Raw genomic sequence first — 13,471 nt, 5'->3', positions numbered from 1 at the left:
TATCTGAAAATGCGCATATATGAATATTTCGATATAATTATTCTTATCTCTTCTAGTTTCAGGCAAAAGACCATTCAATTAACTACTCCCGTTAGAGGTACATTTTGACATAATTAATTTATTAACTGTTATCCTGTAAAAAAATAGGGCTGCGCTTGTTCATTTTTGAATCTAAAGGTATTTATAAAAATGTATAATCGAGAAAAACTTTATTTACATATTATTTTGCATATCGTTTAGTTTAAATAGAACTTTTAAAAGAATAGAAACGGGGAATACGTATGTATGTGGGACCAATCGGGATTTTGTTAATAGTAATGCTGTTCATTCTCATCCTGACCGCGCGTCTGAGGATTCATCCATTTATCAGTTTGATAGCAGGGTCGGTTCTGGCAGGGTTCCTTGCGGATGAGGTCGGTGCTACTCTTGAAACGATAGTCACGGGTATGAGCAGTATATTCGCAGATTATGCGATCATAGTCACTTCCGGTAGTATTATCGGCGTGATACTTCATAAGAGCGGAGCCACTGCGCTGATCGCTGACGATGTTACGAAATTGTTCAGGAAACCCGTTTTTGCAATAGCCTTACTTGGATTTGCTTTTGCTGTCCCTATGATGTGTCTGATACTGGCGTTCATAATATTCCTTCCGGTGGCCAAGGACCTCAGCGACAAGCATGGATTCCCCAAGGGCCTTACTGAAGTTGCCCTTGCACTGGCAACAATGGCGTCCTTCGGGCTGTTGTATCCTTCTCCGGGCATCTATGCTTTTGTAAACGAAATGAATATTCAGGTGCTTGATGTTCTGTTCATTGGAGTTGCCATTGCCCTTGTAGTATTCTTTGTAGGATATATTTATGCCAGCAGATATTATGGTTTCAGTATCAAAGAAGATTGCTGCGACAATATGGTTCAGGAAAAGAAGCAGACAGAGTTATTTACATACAGGACTACAAGTTATATACCTATCATTGTTCCGATCATCCTCATCATGATACGCCTTCTTACCAATATTCCTGTGATCGAACTTGTCGGTCATGAAAGCATAGCCCTTCTTGCAGGTGCCATCCTTGCGATGACGCTCTCAACACGGCATTTCCCGTATTCTGACATCAGAGCATGGGTGGATAAGGGAATACGCAGAAGCGGACTGGTACTCCTGGATATATGCGGAGGAGGTGCACTTGGAGCAATGCTCGTATTGGCAGGTGTGGGCGATGCACTCGGAGATATCCTGCTGGAATCGAGTATCCCTGCCCTCCTGGTCCCATTCCTTATTGCTGCGGCAGTACAGACTGTACAGGGTTCAAGAATGGTTACTCTGTTCACCGCATCCGCACTTGTCATACCTATTATGCCGCAACTCGGACTGCCTGCTGTGATCGTGCTATTTTCCATGGCTTCAGGAACCTTCCTCATATCCCACTTCAACGATCCTTATTTCTGGATACTGGCAGACTTTGCAGAAATGGAAAGTACTGAAGTACTGAAAACATATACTGTGGCTGGAGCAGTCATGGGTTTAAGCAGCATGGCTATGACCAGTGTCATTTACTTTGTGTTCTATTGAAAGGAAGGCTTGATTTCCTTTCTTGATTTTTCAGCAGAGGTGTGCATTAAGTATTAATAGAATCCTTGAAATATCCGCATATACGCATGTATGAAATAACAACGAAATCCAGGGAAGCAACAGGGAAATGGGAGGAATTTTTCAAAGTACTTTCCGACGAAACAAGGCTGAGAATCCTCCTGCTCTTGAGCAAAAGGGAACTTTGCGTATGCGAGATATGCCAGATATTAGGTTTACCTCAGCCTAAAGTCTCGCGCCATCTGGCGAAGATGCGCGATCTGAATTTTGTAAAAGACCAAAAGGAAGGACAATGGACCTTTTACTATCTCAATATCGAAGATCCGCTTTTGAAAGACATCTTGCAACAACTGTCTGAAAATAGTCATGATCATGCTGTTATCCTTAATGATATGGAACAGCTTGCTCTGAAAGAGAAGTCAGGAACCATGTGCCAACGGCCGGAGAGAATCACTATACAAGTAAAATAATATCCAGTTATTTATGAAAGAGGTAGGTATGAGCGGAGTATCTGAAGACGATTTCATTACAGAACATGAAAGGAAGCAGCTTCTTGCGGCATTACAGACGCGCCTTTTCTGGGTTGGTAAGGAAATACCTTACAATTGCGACATAAAGGGTAAGATGTGTAACCTTCACAGCATCGTATGGGAACTGCTCCAGAAAGAAAAACTGGATTATGAAGATCGGAAGCTCATCAACAAATGTATTCTCTACATCGACGAAAAAGCAAAAGAGGATGAACTGGACCTTGCGACCGATCAGTTAACCCGGGAGGAGGCAGATAAGCTTTTCGATGAAACAGCCGGGTTGCTGAGAACACTCATGACCCTCAGGGATATCGAAGAAGGAACATCCAAAGAAAAAAGAAGAAAATTCCATGAGACCTATTCACGCGAAAGGGTGGCCGAAGCCCGCAGGTGGCTGAATTTCTTAAAACAAACAGGAGAGGCCATATAAGAGATGAATTGTGACTTTTATCCTTGTGAATGACAACTTTGACACTTATCCATCAGCAATTCAATAACTATTCCCATCAAGCCCACAATAACGATTGTCAGTAATAATCTTGTTATCATGAACTCTGGTCCAAGGAAATGCAGTTCCACCAGTTCCTGCGGAATCTTAATGCATGCCCAGGCTGAGAGAAAAACAACAATGTTTGATATTCTGGCACCCTTCCCGAGCATGGCAGAAGCAATTGGAAAGGCAATGTAGAGGGGGCCTGTAGGTAACGAACCAAAGAAAAGGGCGCAAAGAAACCTTTAATACCTGAACTTTGTCCCAGGTGCCTGAAAACAGCTTGATCGGAAACAAACACAGAGAACAGCCCCATGATAACCATCACTGCAGGCAGTATTAATAGCATTTCAAGCAGATAGCCGGCGGCAACTGATGTGACAGGCTCCCTTTTGTCGGGATATGCATAAGCAGGGTAAATGACAGGAACATCATCAACAGCAAAAATATAACATCAAGCCTCCTGTCTTTCTTCTGCGTTCCCGGTTCCTGCTTCAAAGTATCAACTCCATGAGCACAGCTATCATTATGGCAATACAAAAGCTGATCCCGTTGTTCCTGAGAAGCGCCATCTTTCTGCCCATCTCCCTGATCTCAAGAGGTAGTGTGACCATACCCACCATAGTAAGTGTCGTGATAAATGCTGCAGCAGTGGCAACTGTAGCACCGGCATTAAGCAATGATGCTATCAATGGAAAGGCTATCAGGGCGGGAATGTGCAAGAATGAACCCATAACTGCTACCAGCAGCACATCGCCAATACCTGACTGCTCCCCTATGAACATTGATACCTGTGCAGGAGGTATGAACCCCAACAACAATCCTATGAATACTATTAATAGCAAGGATTGCAGGTAGTATGTGGGCAAAGGAATTTGCTGCATTGATAAGTGCTTTATATCCAGGCGGTCAAAACCCTGTCGGATAAGGACAAGACAACTCTTATCCTTGTTTCCCGCCCGGAAGATACATCCCTAAAAGAAGCGGAAAGAGTCTCGACGGAACTTAAGGAGCTTGACGTTAATAATCAGATACTTCTGCTCAATGGAGTGTTGCAGGGCCATGACGACACTATATCCCGTAGTCTCTTTGAAAAACAACAGAAAACGATTGAAAGCATGTCGGCTGAGCTGCAAAAGTTAGAAATGTATGAGACCCCCTTCGGTCTTACAATATAGTAGGCACTGAGAAAGTCAGAGCATTCCTGTATGAGGATATGGCAGATATCAGGGATGAAGAACTAAGATCCAGGCAGATCCCGAAACTCAGGGATGTTATAGATGATCTCTGTTCATCCGGCAAAGAAGTAATATTCACAATGGGTAAAGGCGGAGTGGGAAAGACAACAATCGCAGCAGCAATTGCATTAGGCATGTCCCGGAGGGGCACTAGAGTTCATCTTACAACAACAGACCCTGCTGCACACATTAAGTATGTTATCAAGGAAGGTAAAAACCTAACCATAAGCAGGATTGATGAAGAGGCAGAACTGGCCCGGTACAAAAAAGAAGTGTTTTCAAAGGCCAGGGAAACAATGAGCGAAGAGGATATAGCCTATGTTGAAGAGGATCTGAGGTCTCCCTGTACGCAGGAGATTGCAGTTTTCAGAGCATTTGCACAGATTGTAGAAAGATCCGAAGAAGATGTTGTCGTTATTGACACCGCACCCACCGGACATACTCTGCTGCTACTTGACTCGACCCTAAGTTATCATAGGGGGGGATCGAGCGTTCACAAGGCGACATCCCGGAGGATGTTCAGAATGCAGACGACAAACAAGACCTTAAGGGCAAAGGCAAGCAATGAGATCGAATGGATCAACAAGGTTGATAAACACTCGGGGGGAAATTTTGCAGTCATAGAGTGGAAGGCAGATGAAATAAAAGGAGAAAAGCTGTTGGATCTGATAGAGTAGTATGCACTTATTCCATGACATGCATTAACAAAAGGATTTCTGTCAATTAAATATACTTCAGGCACATGTTCGAGCCTGTTTGCATACTACTTCTGGATGTTGCAGTCATAGATTAAGAGAATCCAGTAACGATTCTCTAAGAATTTGATCTTAAACAGCAGCCCACCCGCCATCAACACAGACATGCTGCCCTGTCATATAACTGGAATTGTCAGATGAAAGGTATATCAGCAGCCCATCCAGCTCACCTGGTTTACCAATTCGTTCCATCGGGCATCTTGACCGGATGAAATCCTGGAAATCATCATCCGAAATTAGATCCCTTGTCATTTCAGATTCGAAGAAGCCAGGCCCTATGGCATTAACAGTGATTCCGTATTGTGCCCACTCTCCTGCCAGTGCCCGCGTAAGGTTGACCACTCCTCCTTTTGATGCATGATAGGAAGAGACCGGGTATTGCGTATTTCCAATTACACCATACATTGAAGCTATGTTAATTATTCTTCCGTAATTGCGTTCTTTCATTTTTCTGGCAACATGTTTTGAGAAAAGGAAAACACCTGTAAGATTGGTACCAAGCACTTTGTCCCATTCTTCCCGGGTCATATCTTCGGCCGGTGCAAAAGAAGAAGTTCCTGCGTTATTTACGAGAATGTCTATTTTTCCAAATTCGTCAATGGTACGTTCGACTGCATTGATTATATCATCTTCTTTCAAGACATCACATTTTACTGTGAGGCATTTGATGCCAAGATACTCCAGTTCTACCTTCAGCTCTTCTAATTTTTCAATCCTTCTTGCTACAATAGTGATATTTGCTCCGGCATTGGCTAATGCTTTAGCGAACCGGGTTCCCAGCCCACTTGAGGCACCGGTAACAATCGCAACTTTGCCACTCAGGTCAAACAGATCATTTACCATATACTATTTACCCCCACTTATTATTTGGTCACATTTTACTTTACTGTTAAGAATGCCATTTATTTAATACCCTGCCAATACAATATGTTCCGAGCGAGTGTTCTTAATTCTGATCATTTGGTTAATTTGACTGAATATGAAGCTTTTTTACTAATAATACAGCTTTGCTCGCTAAGTATTCACAAAGATAAATACTTTTTATCTCTCTCGGCAATACTCGATATATATAGTGAACTCTACATAGCTACCTATCTTTAATGTACCTTGCAGGAACACCACCCACGACTGTATTAGGCGTTACATCCTTAATAACTACTGAGTTTGCCCCGATTATTGCGCCGTCGCCAATTTCTACTCCTGGCAATATAGTTACTCGTGTACCCACCCACACATTCTTCCCTATTCTTATAGGTGCTTTTGACTTTCCCTGTTTTCTGATCAGAACGTCCTTTCGGGTGGAATTGTAGGTACTTGTGATAAGTATCGACTCAAAACCAATCATCGAATCGGCATCAATATCTATTATTCCTTTCCCGTCCAGTAAGATCCTTTCTGCGACTATGACATTCTTTCCAAGGGAAATTCCCTGAGGATAGTATATTTTACACCCAGAGGAAATTGTAGCCCCTTTATCCATTTTATATAACAGGTACTTGAGTAAGATACGTCTAAGTTCATCACCCTTAGAATAAGAAGGTACTTTTGATACAAAATGTGTATATATAATCCACAATATCAAATCTGGAAAAGTATGGCCATAGTTATGTTGTTTATTACTCCCCATATTTCCCCTCTATATCAGCGGCTCTCATAAGTTTAAATAGTTTCTCATATCTAAAACACCGTCACTGTGAATGAAACAGTTAATTCCTGCACCTTTTAAAGCATATCCTGCCTTTTCAATATATATATAAATTATTTTCATTATAAAATTTCCTGTTATTTCTTCAGCTTAGACATAACGTTCTTTTGAACCATGTTTTCATACTTTTTCCAGCTATTTTCATTAATTTCCGGCATGGAATATGTAGATTCTCTGTTCCTTTCCTTACCTTTGCAGGAATCAATCGCTTTCTGGATGATTTCGGGGTTTGTGACATCTATAAGATCCACAACTTCGATTTCCCGTATAAAGCGGTTTATTGCAGTCATGGGAATCTCATCCAGGCAGGGAATCACTCCTTTTGAACCGATTATTTTTTTATAGCCACCCATTGTCGAGACCCCATTTTCCACAAGCGCCATAATGGACTGACCTGCAAGGTGTTTGCTTTCTTTGCCACAGACTATCAGGCAGTTTATTCGCAGATTTGACAGTACGTTTACAATTACTTTCTGTATTCCGAAATTTTCTGTAAAACAAGTACCGCATATTGAATAGTTCTGCAAACAAAGCTTTCCCGATTCCGGGGTGAGTACCCCGGGTGCTTGATGTGGTTCTTCTGCACAGGAATCATGGATGCAATCCATGTCCTTGTAGTCAGAAGCAAGTGTCACGACCGCAACAGGAGAATCAGGTTCTCCTATCACATAGTCACCATCAGTTACGGGCCAGTTGCTAGTATTCATTGAAGTATCTATTGAGTCTGTTGCAGCCACGACATTCACCTTTGTTATCGGATTATGTTGTTCGGTCAAGCTTTAATCAGCCAAGGCATCTTCCATTTTGGCCATTATTTCTTTCACATCATTTTCCTGCAGGTCCAGGCTTCCACTCTTTTTCATGCCGAGCTCGGTTATCACTATACTCTTATCCACTGTGAACCCTGCAAGCTCCAGTGACTTCTTAGCGCATAAGAGAGGACAACCGTCGATGGCAATGATCTCATCGGTTCCCTCCGCACTTTTTATGATGCCTTGGACGTTTCCTCCGATTCCGACGGTACACATGATTTTTCCTTTTCCCTGTTTGGTAAGCTCAACTGCCACTTTGTTTGCCATCTGTCCTACATTGGAACCACCTGCACATGCATATAATCCAATGATTGCTGCTTCACATGCACATTTGACCCCTTCTGTCATTCTTGTTTCTTCTGCCATGATTATTATATCCTCCGTTTTTGAAATTATGATATCCATTCCTTTACTTTATCCAGGGTAGGGACTTTACCTGCAACTTTCACATCGCCATCTACAACAACGGCGGGTGTGATCATTACACCATATTCAAGTGCAGCATCCATATCCTCTACCTTTACCACTTCTGCATCGATACCAAGTTCAGCAACTGCCTGCTCAACTATTTCCTTTGTCTTCTTGCATTTTGCACAACCTGAACCAAGAATTTCTATTTTCATTCTATCACCTTTTAGTATTTATGTAAACAAGACTTTATTTCATTTCCCTCTTTTCAGTATAGAGATAAGTTCCTCTGAATGAGGCATGTTCTTCCTGATTTTCTCAAAGACCATTTCCATATCATATTCAACTCTGATCAATTCTGCATGGGATGTTTCAGTATCAAAAACAGCACAGCTTGCACGAATGTCACAGTCTCTGGGCTGGCCCACAGAACCCGGATTCACCAGAGTCACTCCTCCCACTTTTCGAACAAAGGGAAGATGGGAATGACCTATGAATATAAAATCAGCATCAACATCTCTAATATACTCCTTTATTGTTTCTTCCGGAGTATCCGGTTTTATATAATCATAAAAGGACAAAGGGCTGCCATGTGTGAAATAAAGCTTCTTTCCGTTTTCTGTCCTTTCAAGGTTCAGGGGCAGCTTGCGGAGGAAATCCATCTGTAAACCGTTTAAAATATCCACGGTATATTCCCTTGTTGCCAGAGAGAGATGTTTGTACTCATAACCACAACCACATTCCATTCCTGAAGCTACCGCATTGTCATGGTTCCCCCGGATGGTCGGTATTTTATGCTCCCCGAGCAGATCAATACATGCGCCGGGCGAAGGTCCATAATCCACAAGGTCTCCAAGGCAGATAACAGCGTCATGCCCGATAGCCATGACCGCATCAAGTGCTTCCTTGTTTCCGTGTATGTCTGAAATGATCAGTAGTCTCATTCTTTCTTCCTCTCGTTACTTTACATCAGATTAGGTAATAACCAAATATCAGTCCTGATATCATCGAGACCACAACAACAAGTGCTATGTATGAGAGTCCTTTCTGTATTCCCATTACCCGGCTAATGACTATCATATTCGGAAGGCTCAGTGCCGGACCTGCAAGGAGCATTGCAAGGGCAGGACCTGTACCCATGCCAAGCAGGGTTAGAGCACTGATAATAGGGACTTCCGTGAGGGTGGAGAAGTACATCAATGCAGCAGCAATGGACGCTATGAAGTATGACATTACAGAATCGCCCCCAACGTATTGCACCACAATCTCGGAAGGAAGCAACTCTACAATGATACCTGCAAAGAAAACACCGATTAACAACAATGGAGCTATCATCTTGACCAGGAACCATGTCTCCTGCATCCAGCTTGCTATTTCTTCCCGGGTGTACCACTTGAAGGACAGGAAAACCGTGACAGCTATGAGAGGTATTTCTACAAGGGCCAGGTATGTCCATGAAGTGATGATCTCAGGCATTACAAGTATGGCTAGCAATAAGAGGAAGATGTGGACCGTATGAGAATGCTCATCGCTATTGAACGTCTTAATCCCTTTGTGTTCTATGTTTTTCCGTTCATAGATTGCAGCCATTGCAAGTCCGATTGCAACAGACAGAAAAATTGCAGCTAGTGCTCTGGCCACCCCTAGATCATAACCCAGTATCTTTGCGGTATAGACGATTGCCAGAATATTGATGGCGGGTGCAGAGAACAGGAAGGTAGTTGCGGGTCCTATTCCTGCGCCACGTTTGTAGATACCTGCAAACAGCGGAAGTACAGTACAGCTACAAACCGCAAGTACAGTACCGGAAACTGCCGCCACTGAGTAAGAAATGTATTTTGGTGTACCAGCCCCGAAGTACTTAAGCACCGATTCTTTTGAGAAGAGTGATGCTATGGCGCCAGCCAGGAAGAAGGCTGGAACCAGACATAGCAATACGTGCAATGCCAGATATTCCTGAACAGATTGCAATCCGATATTTATCAGGTGGATTAGATAATCTTGGGTCATGTATTTCAAATATATTTGAAACATCCTATTTAAAGATTTGTATTTCAAATTTGATTGAAATATATCTATATATTAGGAACAACAATCAATTAGTAATAATGGTTAGCAAAACAGGAGACACTGTACATGAGCCAGGTTATAATCAATTCGAAGATTTGTGGATTTGTGCATAAGGTAAATGGGAAAAGGAAAGGACAAAATATCATCATTGATATCGAAACTGATTGTGAGAAAATTAAGGGAATGTCCCATATGGAAATACCCATGGACCAGACACTTGACATCAGGGACAATTATGTTATACTAAAGGCTCAAGAAATGAAATGTTCATCTAACTGCCTTGTACCCTGCGGAGTATTGCATATATGCAGAATTGAGATGGGAATTCTATCTGAGTCCTTAGCAAAAAAGTCAGGTAGCATCAGTATAGACTTTAAATGAATTATTGCTTTTAGTACAGAGGAGCTCAAACGGGGTTTTGATGGGGGGTTAATAAATGAAAATACCAGCGCAGGTGGCCAAAGAAATAGAACTGATTGGCGGGATGGATAAGATTGTTGAAAAATTACCAGATGAAGATAAGATAATCAGGCAAAGCAAGAAATATGATGCATTATCATCTCCTCTCAGGTTAAAAATATTGTACCTTCTTTCAGTACAACCACTTTGTGCGTGTGTTATACAAAAAATAACTAAAACTTCTCCTTCAAAGCTTTCTTATCACTTTTCAGTACTGGCTGAAAACAATATGATTGAAGGAAGTAGAGAAGCTTCATGGATAACTTACAGTCTTACAGAATTGGGTAAAGAATACATATTCACTAAGTCATAATCTTACTGGAAGTAAATCCGGAGTTTAACTAAATACTAGCCAGCCGCTATACCGCTAAGCTACGAAGGCAAGAGGCAAGTATGAGTCAATGAATGATTTTTATACTCAGTCCCCATATAAGTATAAATGATTTTACTTTAGTAAATAATATCATTTTTGATTGAAACTCAGTAACTTAATTTTATTTTAGCTCTGTAGAAATCATCGATATTAGGAGTAAAATGGAAGTTAGCAGTAATTTAAAATGTATTATCAACTCTTGAATAGGTTTGCTACTTTTGTCCTTTTGATAATAATTTGGATGGGTTCTATACCACTCTTGTATACCACTGGAGCACCCATAAACGGATTACTTGTTATGAAACAAATGTCCCGGGAGTTCAGCAGGCTCATAAAAAAGATTGCATCAGCATAGCGGCTGACACTGGCTGAATTTGAAACAATTAGTGCGGGAGGTGCGATTCGAACGCACGAACTCCTACGAGACAGGGTCCTAAGCCCTGCGCCTTTGGCCAGGCTGGGCAACCCCCGCATTAATGTATATTCAACATTGCTAACTGGAACTGTTCACTTATTAAGATTACGCATCTGGATGACGATGTCAACCCAAATTACTATAAGATTGTCTTTGAGTAAATACATATTATAGAGTCTAACTAATCATGAATGTACAGATCACAGCACAGGAAGGATAATATTAAACTCAGCAGTAAGATTCCTGTAGTAGATCCTCAAAGGCATAATTCACTTATCGAAGATAACTGGGTGCATCTTAAAGAGCCACAAAACCTTGTTACCGCAATAGCTGCTTCGCTACCCCTGATGGCTTTGAACCTGTTACTGACCATCGGTGTTATCAGTCTGTTCCCGCCTCTGACACCAGATGACCTCGGTATTAGCCAGGGAGGATTCCAGATAACCATCAACCTGTGGCTGATTGCAGGTTTCATAGGTTTTTTAGTTATGCATGAGTTGCTGCATCTTGTATTGATACCGGATTTTACATCATCTGCGAGAACATATATTGGCATCACACATATGGGGGGCTTTGTTTATTCGGAAGAGATGATCCGGAAGTCAGCTTATCTTTTGATCACGATTGCACCTTTTGTTGCGCTTTCTATACTTCTGCCCGCAATGCTTGGGAGTATGGGACTGTTGTCTCCTGCCCTGAAGATTCTCATCCTGCTCAACTCAATGGCATCCTCGATGGATGTGCTGACTTTCATACTGGTCCTGACACAGGTGCCAGATAGCTCATACATTACTAGCAACGGTATGAGGACCTACTGGAAAAAATGACCCTTTTTGAACGAAATACTGTGAGATATTATACCGACCTGAATATTACAAGGGATCTGGCCCTTTCCAGGCCATGCTCCACCATGGGCTGGCGATATATCACATTATCAGGCAGCTCGGCTTTTTCGAGCGCGTGGATGGTCTTTGTCTCAAGCTCAGAGAGCTCGGGTATCCATTTCTTGATATATTCACATTCCCTGTCGTACTTTCTTTGCTGCAACCAGGGATTGAATATGCGGAAAAATGGTTGTGAATCCGCCCCTGTAGAAGCTGCCCACTGCCAGTTCCCGTTGTTCACACATGGGTCATAGTCTACCAGCTTGCTTGCAAAATATCGTTCTCCCCAGCGCCAGTCAAGGTGCAGATCCTTTACCAGGAACGATGCGACAATCATTCTCACACGGTTATGCATATAACCAGTAGTGTTGAGCTCCCTCATTCCTGCATCAACAATAGGAAAACCTGTATTGCCCGAACACCATGCTCCAAAACCGGGCTGGTCATAGTCCCAGGATATCTTCTCGAACTTCTCTCTGAAGGCGTGCCTGAACACACGTGGATAATGGTATGCTATGTGAGTGAAGAAATCACGCCAGTAAAGTTCTCTTATTAGGGTATGTCCTGCTCCGAGCTCATCTTTCACAGAGTAGTAGAACTCCCTTATTGAAATAGTACCCAGCTTATTATGTGCCGAAAGTCCTGTGGTTCCGTTGACGGAGGGGTAGTCCCGCTGAGAGTCATAATCCTCGAACTGCGAAATGTCTTCCAGCATCCCCAGGGCATTTGTTCTGCCACCGCTCGCGAATAACCGCTCATTGCGTGCAGGCAGCAGTTGATCGGGATAGGTGGTCAGGTCGATTCCCGGATCTTCAGTATAGAACCTACTTCCCGGGATAGTAGAGGGAACAGGAACGGGCCTTTTGGAGGCTTCACGATAAAACTGGGAAAATACAACATAAGGCTTCCCTTTCTGCGTAAGAACAGTACCTGGCTCATTCAGCAGGCAATCATGGAACTGCAGGAACATTGTATTAAAATCTTCACATATCTCTTTTATTGACCCATCCCGCTTTCTGCTGAAAGGCGTATAGTCATGGTTAACAAAAACAGCATCAATATCAAGTTTAACGACAAGCTGACCTATAATCTTCTTTGGAAGCCCTGAAAAGAGGTATAATTTTCCATCCTTTGCCTCGAACTGCTGCCGGAGATCTTCCAGGGATTCGAGCAAGAACTGAAAAGCATTGGGATTGAAGTTCTCCCTTTCAGGATTTGCAAGCCGGGGATCGAATATGAAACACGGCACCACTTCATCCGAGGATTTAATGGCTTCCCTCAGACCTGTATTATCTTCAACACGCAGGTCTCTCCTGAAAATAAAAAGCGATCTTCTGAACTTTGCCATTATTCCACTCCTACTGCAGCTTCATTTGCATCAACAAAATAATATTATGGCCAACCAGCCGTAATATTCAGTAATACAAAAATAACTCTATTTAGCCATATGGTATATTAGTCCTCAAACTTAAAAGTTTTTAGACAACATTTGATTGAAATACCAAAGACTTCAATATTATTGCCAATAAAAGTAATCATGGCAGCTGAAATAGGCATATATGTACCTGTAATACATCTATATTTGCCGGTCAAATTTTAACAAGGGGTGCCCGATTTCTAACTGCAACAAGTAAATTGAGAAAAGCTACCTGAAAAAAAAGATCAGTGAATGCGCCAACCGGGATTCGAACCCGGGTTTAGGGCTTGGAAGGCCCCAGTCATAGCCACTAGACCATCGGCGCA

Annotated in this window: 19 protein-coding genes, 2 tRNA genes and 1 pseudogene; 9 read left to right on the top strand and 13 right to left on the bottom strand. The window is 42.3% G+C overall.

Annotated elements, in window-relative coordinates:
• Window positions 1-281 precede the first annotated feature (281 nt).
• The 4 genes from CUN85_RS04025 to CUN85_RS13275 all read left to right on the top strand — a co-directional run bounded on the left by CUN85_RS04025 (window position 282) and on the right by CUN85_RS13275 (window position 2,807).
• Window positions 282-1,571: a GntP family permease gene (locus CUN85_RS04025; RefSeq protein WP_135389036.1), complete on the top strand. Its 1,290-nt coding sequence runs from the start codon at window positions 282-284 to the stop codon at window positions 1,569-1,571.
• A gap of 86 nt (window positions 1,572-1,657) precedes the next feature.
• Complete coding sequence (locus CUN85_RS04020) at window positions 1,658-2,059, top strand: ArsR/SmtB family transcription factor (protein ID WP_135389035.1); 402 nt, start codon at window positions 1,658-1,660, stop codon at window positions 2,057-2,059.
• A gap of 13 nt (window positions 2,060-2,072) precedes the next feature.
• Window positions 2,073-2,549, top strand: coding sequence for a DUF5788 family protein (locus CUN85_RS04015; protein WP_235856183.1), 477 nt, complete (start codon window positions 2,073-2,075; stop codon window positions 2,547-2,549).
• 117 nt (window positions 2,550-2,666) lie between these two features.
• On the top strand, window positions 2,667-2,807 hold the full coding sequence (locus tag CUN85_RS13275) for a hypothetical protein (RefSeq protein WP_235856182.1): 141 nt from the start codon (window positions 2,667-2,669) through the stop codon (window positions 2,805-2,807).
• Window positions 2,808-2,948: 141 nt separating this feature from the next.
• Here CUN85_RS13275 and CUN85_RS13270 read toward each other — a convergent pair whose 3' ends face one another.
• Window positions 2,949-3,107 carry a hypothetical protein gene (locus tag CUN85_RS13270; protein ID WP_235856181.1) on the bottom strand — a complete coding sequence of 53 codons (159 nt, stop codon included), beginning with the start codon at window positions 3,105-3,107 and terminating at the stop codon, window positions 2,949-2,951.
• On the bottom strand, window positions 3,104-3,493 hold the full coding sequence (locus CUN85_RS04005; RefSeq protein WP_135389033.1) for a permease: 390 nt from the start codon (window positions 3,491-3,493) through the stop codon (window positions 3,104-3,106). The genes CUN85_RS13270 and CUN85_RS04005 overlap by 4 nt, the downstream gene beginning before the upstream one ends.
• Window positions 3,494-3,499: 6 nt before the next feature.
• Here CUN85_RS04005 and CUN85_RS13145 point away from each other — a divergent pair, with 6 nt between their 5' ends.
• The gene (locus CUN85_RS13145) at window positions 3,500-3,787 is read left to right on the top strand and encodes an ArsA-related P-loop ATPase (protein WP_205804350.1); all 288 of its coding nucleotides are present in this window, start codon (window positions 3,500-3,502) and stop codon (window positions 3,785-3,787) included.
• 38 nt (window positions 3,788-3,825) lie between these two features.
• Window positions 3,826-4,524 carry an ArsA-related P-loop ATPase gene (locus CUN85_RS04000; RefSeq protein ID WP_205804347.1) on the top strand — a complete coding sequence of 233 codons (699 nt, stop codon included), beginning with the start codon at window positions 3,826-3,828 and terminating at the stop codon, window positions 4,522-4,524.
• Window positions 4,525-4,674: 150 nt separating this feature from the next.
• On the opposite strand, the gene CUN85_RS03995 is transcribed toward CUN85_RS04000, so the two are convergent.
• From CUN85_RS03995 to CUN85_RS03965, 7 genes and pseudogenes are all read right to left on the bottom strand, one after another.
• Window positions 4,675-5,445 (bottom strand): SDR family NAD(P)-dependent oxidoreductase, encoded by a 771-nt coding sequence (locus CUN85_RS03995; protein ID WP_135389032.1) that lies wholly within the window; start codon window positions 5,443-5,445, stop codon window positions 4,675-4,677.
• A 247-nt stretch (window positions 5,446-5,692) separates the two neighbouring features.
• Window positions 5,693-5,848, bottom strand: a pseudogene (locus tag CUN85_RS13640) (DapH/DapD/GlmU-related protein); the annotation flags it as partial.
• A 536-nt stretch (window positions 5,849-6,384) separates the two neighbouring features.
• Window positions 6,385-7,014, bottom strand: a complete 630-nt coding sequence (locus CUN85_RS03985) for a tetrahydromethanopterin S-methyltransferase subunit A (protein WP_135389137.1) — start codon at window positions 7,012-7,014, stop codon at window positions 6,385-6,387.
• Between the two features lie 72 nt (window positions 7,015-7,086).
• Window positions 7,087-7,485, bottom strand: a complete 399-nt coding sequence (locus tag CUN85_RS03980; RefSeq protein WP_235856180.1) for a putative zinc-binding protein — start codon at window positions 7,483-7,485, stop codon at window positions 7,087-7,089.
• 26 nt (window positions 7,486-7,511) lie between these two features.
• A complete protein-coding gene (locus CUN85_RS03975; RefSeq protein WP_135389030.1) occupies window positions 7,512-7,742 on the bottom strand; it encodes a thioredoxin family protein in 231 nt (76 codons plus the stop codon).
• A 39-nt stretch (window positions 7,743-7,781) separates the two neighbouring features.
• Window positions 7,782-8,471 carry a metallophosphoesterase family protein gene (locus tag CUN85_RS03970; RefSeq protein ID WP_135389029.1) on the bottom strand — a complete coding sequence of 230 codons (690 nt, stop codon included), beginning with the start codon at window positions 8,469-8,471 and terminating at the stop codon, window positions 7,782-7,784.
• 25 nt (window positions 8,472-8,496) lie between these two features.
• Window positions 8,497-9,537, bottom strand: coding sequence for a permease (locus CUN85_RS03965; protein ID WP_135389028.1), 1,041 nt, complete (start codon window positions 9,535-9,537; stop codon window positions 8,497-8,499).
• Window positions 9,538-9,663: 126 nt separating this feature from the next.
• Here CUN85_RS03965 and CUN85_RS03960 point away from each other — a divergent pair, with 126 nt between their 5' ends.
• Both CUN85_RS03960 and CUN85_RS03955 read left to right on the top strand, forming a co-directional pair.
• A complete protein-coding gene (locus tag CUN85_RS03960) occupies window positions 9,664-9,978 on the top strand; it encodes a DUF6951 family protein (protein WP_135389027.1) in 315 nt (104 codons plus the stop codon).
• A gap of 55 nt (window positions 9,979-10,033) precedes the next feature.
• Window positions 10,034-10,369 (top strand): ArsR/SmtB family transcription factor, encoded by a 336-nt coding sequence (locus CUN85_RS03955; protein WP_135389026.1) that lies wholly within the window; start codon window positions 10,034-10,036, stop codon window positions 10,367-10,369.
• Window positions 10,370-10,621: 252 nt separating this feature from the next.
• On the opposite strand, the gene CUN85_RS13260 is transcribed toward CUN85_RS03955, so the two are convergent.
• Together CUN85_RS13260 and CUN85_RS03945 are read right to left on the bottom strand one after the other, a co-directional pair.
• Window positions 10,622-10,813, bottom strand: coding sequence for a geranylgeranylglyceryl/heptaprenylglyceryl phosphate synthase (locus tag CUN85_RS13260; RefSeq protein ID WP_328591233.1), 192 nt, complete (start codon window positions 10,811-10,813; stop codon window positions 10,622-10,624).
• A gap of 3 nt (window positions 10,814-10,816) precedes the next feature.
• A tRNA-Leu gene (locus CUN85_RS03945) sits at window positions 10,817-10,901 on the bottom strand.
• 134 nt (window positions 10,902-11,035) lie between these two features.
• On the opposite strand from CUN85_RS03945, the gene CUN85_RS03940 reads away from it, so the two are divergent.
• Entirely contained in the window at window positions 11,036-11,671 is a 636-nt protein-coding gene (locus CUN85_RS03940; protein ID WP_235856179.1) for a DUF3267 domain-containing protein, read from the top strand.
• Between the two features lie 28 nt (window positions 11,672-11,699).
• On the opposite strand, the gene CUN85_RS03935 is transcribed toward CUN85_RS03940, so the two are convergent.
• Both CUN85_RS03935 and CUN85_RS03930 read right to left on the bottom strand, forming a co-directional pair.
• Window positions 11,700-13,076, bottom strand: coding sequence for a cryptochrome/photolyase family protein (locus tag CUN85_RS03935; protein ID WP_167848781.1), 1,377 nt, complete (start codon window positions 13,074-13,076; stop codon window positions 11,700-11,702).
• Window positions 13,077-13,398: 322 nt separating this feature from the next.
• Window positions 13,399-13,470: transfer RNA gene (locus tag CUN85_RS03930), tRNA-Gly, on the bottom strand.
• Window position 13,471: the final 1 nt, after the last annotated feature.

The sequence above is a fragment of the Methanolobus halotolerans genome (genome assembly GCF_004745425.1).
GTDB classification, from domain to species: domain Archaea; phylum Halobacteriota; class Methanosarcinia; order Methanosarcinales; family Methanosarcinaceae; genus Methanolobus; species Methanolobus halotolerans.
The sequence above is the reverse complement of the archived record's forward strand: the minus strand, read 5'-3'. Positions and strand labels throughout refer to the sequence as shown.

Coding starts and splice junctions, on each gene's coding strand:
- CUN85_RS04025 (WP_135389036.1), top strand. CDS start 282: ATGTATGTGGGACCAATCGGGATTTTGTTAATAGTAATGCTGTTCATT.
- CUN85_RS04020 (WP_135389035.1), top strand. CDS start 1,658: ATGTATGAAATAACAACGAAATCCAGGGAAGCAACAGGGAAATGGGAG.
- CUN85_RS04015 (WP_235856183.1), top strand. CDS start 2,073: ATGAAAGAGGTAGGTATGAGCGGAGTATCTGAAGACGATTTCATTACA.
- CUN85_RS13275 (WP_235856182.1), top strand. CDS start 2,667: ATGAACTCTGGTCCAAGGAAATGCAGTTCCACCAGTTCCTGCGGAATC.
- CUN85_RS04005 (WP_135389033.1), bottom strand. CDS start 3,493: ATGCAGCAAATTCCTTTGCCCACATACTACCTGCAATCCTTGCTATTA.
- CUN85_RS04000 (WP_205804347.1), top strand. CDS start 3,826: ATGGCAGATATCAGGGATGAAGAACTAAGATCCAGGCAGATCCCGAAA.
- CUN85_RS03995 (WP_135389032.1), bottom strand. CDS start 5,445: ATGGTAAATGATCTGTTTGACCTGAGTGGCAAAGTTGCGATTGTTACC.
- CUN85_RS03985 (WP_135389137.1), bottom strand. CDS start 7,014: ATGAATACTAGCAACTGGCCCGTAACTGATGGTGACTATGTGATAGGA.
- CUN85_RS03980 (WP_235856180.1), bottom strand. CDS start 7,485: ATGGCAGAAGAAACAAGAATGACAGAAGGGGTCAAATGTGCATGTGAA.
- CUN85_RS03975 (WP_135389030.1), bottom strand. CDS start 7,742: ATGAAAATAGAAATTCTTGGTTCAGGTTGTGCAAAATGCAAGAAGACA.
- CUN85_RS03970 (WP_135389029.1), bottom strand. CDS start 8,471: ATGAGACTACTGATCATTTCAGACATACACGGAAACAAGGAAGCACTT.
- CUN85_RS03965 (WP_135389028.1), bottom strand. CDS start 9,537: ATGACCCAAGATTATCTAATCCACCTGATAAATATCGGATTGCAATCT.
- CUN85_RS03960 (WP_135389027.1), top strand. CDS start 9,664: ATGAGCCAGGTTATAATCAATTCGAAGATTTGTGGATTTGTGCATAAG.
- CUN85_RS03955 (WP_135389026.1), top strand. CDS start 10,034: ATGAAAATACCAGCGCAGGTGGCCAAAGAAATAGAACTGATTGGCGGG.
- CUN85_RS03940 (WP_235856179.1), top strand. CDS start 11,036: ATGTACAGATCACAGCACAGGAAGGATAATATTAAACTCAGCAGTAAG.
- CUN85_RS03935 (WP_167848781.1), bottom strand. CDS start 13,076: ATGGCAAAGTTCAGAAGATCGCTTTTTATTTTCAGGAGAGACCTGCGT.